Here is a 3,684-nt window from a genome sequence, read left to right as displayed (position 1 = left end):
GGTCAAAATTTTTATAGCGTTCTAGTTCATTTTGCATTGCTGTACCTCCGCTTTTGGTGATGTGATGGTTCAAATGCAGTGATTATTCTCGCAACATCTCCACGTTCAACCCAAACCACTGTTAATAGTCTACCACGATTGCTTAAACCGACTGATATTAGTCGTTGTTCATCATAGTGTCCTACATCCTCAAAAGACATCAATGCAGGATCAAGGAAAATACTACAGACCTCCTCGAACGTAATTTCTCGCCCTCGATAGACTAAATCCATTTTTTGGTCATGCCATTCAAATAACAAGCCGTAATATTCAATTAATGGCATGATTACTCATTTCCTCTCGTCAAATAAAAAATATGCCTATTATTTTGGGTCTATGACACAAAAATCTCCATTTTTTCCATATCCGCACTGCTTTTTCATCACTCGAACACACGGTTTATATTCCTCTCCAACAGTACAGCTTCCTATATCAAACTGGATTCCCTGCTGTCTTAAGCTCTCGATCTGCGGGATATTTTCTAAAGGTTTGATATAAACACTGAATAACCAAATGATGCCAAGCATCAGAATGGCGAAAATGCCTAAAATGATGGTGATGATTTTCCATGAAAATTGATCACTGGTTGATTCAATCGAGTTTTTTAAATGTCCAAGTGCTTTAGCGGTCTTAATAAGCTCCGCTGTACCCTCCTGTAAGCCCGTATTTAGCGATTTTGATACAGTACTATGGGTTTGCCCTGCTATGACCTTTTGAATGCGTTCTTCGGTGATTTGAAGCTCTTTAACGGCCTGATTGACGAGGTTCTGCTGTTGTTCTGCAACTGCCATCAGTGCATATAACTTTTTTTCATCAGGTGTCATCGGCTCATCCCCTTATAACTCATGGTTTTCTGTTGCTCTCGTTCTAATTTCTGCTGTTCTTTGTACTGCTGTAAGGCAAGTTGTTTGAAGCTGTCAAAATCAGCCTTAAAGCTCTCAATGCCCTGTTTAATTTCTTTGTCTGAAATTGGGCTGTCTTTGAGTTCTTTCAGGTCTTTTTTCGGGTCGCCTAGGTCTAGTCGCTCAAGCTCTTTATAGGCTGTACGTGACTGTTGCAAGGCTTCCCTGATTTCAGGGTCTTTGGCTTGGCTTGGTAATAGTTTTTTTTCAGGTTCTTTCTCTATGCCTTGCTCTTTATAGCTTCGCATATCAATACGGCTGTCAATTTGGTGTTTTTCTAAATGGCTGTTGCATAAATCTGCCCATCTTTGGCGTAGGTCTTTAATATCGGTTTTTCGTTCCTGGTAACTCTTGCCTGTATTGTCTTTTTTAGCTCCGCCACGTTCAGGATTTTTGCTGTTATAGCGTTTGAAATATTGCTCTGGATCTCGTTCGATTCCATCTTGCAGACGTTCATTAAACATGAGGTGGACGTGGGGCTGATCGTTGCCGTCCATTGCTTTAGGGTTATGAATCGCAAACTGATATGGATATTTTGAGCCGATCTCGGACTGAATGAAGTCCTCAACCAGTTCTAAGCGTTGTTCAGCATTCATCTCTCTAGGCAGGGCAATTTCATATTCTCGATAGGTACTGCCATTTTTGCGCTCGTAAAGGTCGGCTGCCTCCCAAAAGGTAATCGGATTATGTTCAGCCCATTTCGGCATGTTTCCATAATCGCTATGTTCAAGGTCGGTTTCTGCCTGTTCCTGTTTCAGCTTCTTTTCTTCGTCCCGATCAATATATTCGGCATGCGGTGCTGCCTTGCCTGCCTTGCCGACTTTGACACTTAAACGAGCAATCGCCATTAGGTTTTTTCCTGTTCCTTTTTTCGGTCTAGTTCTTTCTTAAATGCTCTTTGGTCGAGTATCGAAGCCCACATCATAATGATGATGATTAGCGGTGCTGCGATCACGCCAAAAGTAATATCTTTGATTTTTCCCAGTACCTGTTTTAGTTGCATGCTGTTGCTCCTAGCTTTGGTACTTCTTTTTTTCATTCAATTTTCAATTGAACGAAAAAAAGAAGTTTCAGGGTTTTAGGGATGAAGTCCCTAACGTGCTTAGGTTTCTCAATGAAATTGAGAAACGTCTAAGCGCGCCATCAAATTTTTGATGGAAGTACAGGCGACAATCTCTAGAACGACTTTAACAAAATTACGTTACTCGAACGTAAATATTTTGTTATCGTTCTTTGAGTATTGAGCCTGTGCTTTTGCGGTATCTGAATTAATGGAATTGAATATGAATAATGATTGGCTGTCTGAAAAAATCACCTATATTTCTGCTTTAAAGAATCCTAGTGATGCTCAAAAACTTTTACTTGAATTAGCTAAAATTCAGTACAGAACACCCGACCAAGAGAAAAAGATCAATGCCTTGATCAAAGCTGAAAAAGCCATAGATCGAGCAAATAAGCAAAAAGTTGCAGTTAGAAAATTACTGAATGCAGAAAAAGAAGCTGAACGTAAAGCTCGTACACGTCATCTCATTCAATTAGGCGCATTATTTGAAATAGCTAACCTAGATCAGCGTGACCCAGCCGAATTACTTGGCGTTCTTCTAAAAACTGCTGAAATAGACCCAAATGATATGAAATGGCAAATTTGGAAGGATTTAGGACAAGAAACCTTAAATCAGCGTAAAAAAGATGGCTCTACGGATTATCTAGTGTAATCCGTAGTATTTAGCTCAATATCATACCCATAAAATAATCTTTAGCATGTATTTATAAATATAAAAGCCAAAGAATAAACTTTGGCTTTTTAGTGTTGCTTAATTACGAAGTATTAATAATTACATACCATTGAAACAGCACCTTGGTAATTACCACCATTACTTAAAGGCATACGGTAAATTGCACCTAACACTAAGCTGTTTGTTCCATTATCAGAAATGTTAAATGTGCCGATATTATCTGATCGGCCTTGTTGACCAACAATGCCTAACAAATTGTATCCGTTATAACTATTGAATGAATCCACCCAATTCATTGTTGATGCAAAGGTTGTTTCATCACTACCACTTTTCGCCGTAAATTTAACATCGATATCTCCATTTGGATTCAATGTGATACTGCCGTTATGAATAGATGGAGAAATATAACTAGAAAGGCGACCGCCATTAGTCAATTTTGCTTGAGTCGCATTTACATCAGTACAATTAATTTGTTTAGTTTGTGGTAAAACACGTTTTGCAACTAATGGGGTATATGCGAAGTAGAAATATGAGCCATTGGTGTATTTGGAAATATCCGTAGTTTTTATTTCACCATTGCTGTCGTAATTAAAAATACCTTTTGAAATACGCGCAATAGCATAGTTTTTATTACCCGCAATTTCTTTCGCAATAATATCACCAGTAATTTTATAATCACCAAGTTCCGTTATAATGCCGGCATCGTTTTGTACTACTGAATCTATTCGTAAAGTACCTGATGAATTAGGAAAGTCATAAATAGCACGATAGGTTTTATTTGTGCTTAACTTTTCTAATACTGAACCTGTAGACGAGTCTGTATTTGTGCCGCCTGTGCCAGAACCACCAATACCGCCTGTGCCAGAACCACCAATACCGCCTGTGCCAGAACCTGTATTATCGGAACCATTATCAGAACTACCACCGCCACCACATGCAGCTAATGCAAAGCCTAAAGAAATAAGTAAAATTGAGGTCTTAAATTGATTCACGATAATTCCTATTTA

6 protein-coding genes are annotated in these 3,684 nt (G+C 38.7%); 1 reads left to right on the top strand and 5 read right to left on the bottom strand.

Annotation, left to right across the window (positions count from 1 at the left end):
• Nucleotides 1–26: 26 nt before the first annotated feature.
• From F960_RS00245 to F960_RS22520, 4 genes are read right to left on the bottom strand one after another with little or no spacing between them, the layout of a single operon-like run.
• Nucleotides 27–323 (bottom strand): BrnT family toxin, encoded by a 297-nt coding sequence (locus F960_RS00245; protein ID WP_004846796.1) that lies wholly within the window; start codon nucleotides 321–323, stop codon nucleotides 27–29.
• A 39-nt stretch (nucleotides 324–362) separates the two neighbouring features.
• Entirely contained in the window at nucleotides 363–863 is a 501-nt protein-coding gene (locus F960_RS00240) for a hypothetical protein (RefSeq protein ID WP_004846794.1), read from the bottom strand.
• On the bottom strand, nucleotides 860–1,789 hold the full coding sequence (locus F960_RS00235; protein ID WP_004846792.1) for a MobA/MobL family protein: 930 nt from the start codon (nucleotides 1,787–1,789) through the stop codon (nucleotides 860–862). Before F960_RS00235 ends, F960_RS00240 begins: the two co-directional genes overlap by 4 nt.
• Nucleotides 1,789–1,944 (bottom strand): hypothetical protein, encoded by a 156-nt coding sequence (locus F960_RS22520; protein ID WP_004846790.1) that lies wholly within the window; start codon nucleotides 1,942–1,944, stop codon nucleotides 1,789–1,791. Before F960_RS22520 ends, F960_RS00235 begins: the two co-directional genes overlap by 1 nt.
• A 280-nt stretch (nucleotides 1,945–2,224) precedes the next feature.
• On the opposite strand from F960_RS22520, the gene F960_RS00230 reads away from it, so the two are divergent.
• The gene (locus F960_RS00230; protein WP_004846786.1) at nucleotides 2,225–2,656 is read left to right on the top strand and encodes a conjugal transfer protein TraD; all 432 of its coding nucleotides are present in this window, start codon (nucleotides 2,225–2,227) and stop codon (nucleotides 2,654–2,656) included.
• A gap of 113 nt (nucleotides 2,657–2,769) precedes the next feature.
• Here F960_RS00230 and F960_RS00225 read toward each other — a convergent pair whose 3' ends face one another.
• Nucleotides 2,770–3,669 (bottom strand): hypothetical protein, encoded by a 900-nt coding sequence (locus F960_RS00225; RefSeq protein ID WP_004846783.1) that lies wholly within the window; start codon nucleotides 3,667–3,669, stop codon nucleotides 2,770–2,772.
• Nucleotides 3,670–3,684 lie beyond the last annotated feature (15 nt).

The organism is Acinetobacter gerneri DSM 14967 = CIP 107464 = MTCC 9824 (assembly GCF_000368565.1).
Classification (GTDB): domain Bacteria; phylum Pseudomonadota; class Gammaproteobacteria; order Pseudomonadales; family Moraxellaceae; genus Acinetobacter; species Acinetobacter gerneri.
The sequence above is the reverse complement of the archived record's forward strand: the minus strand, read 5'-3'. Positions and strand labels throughout refer to the sequence as shown.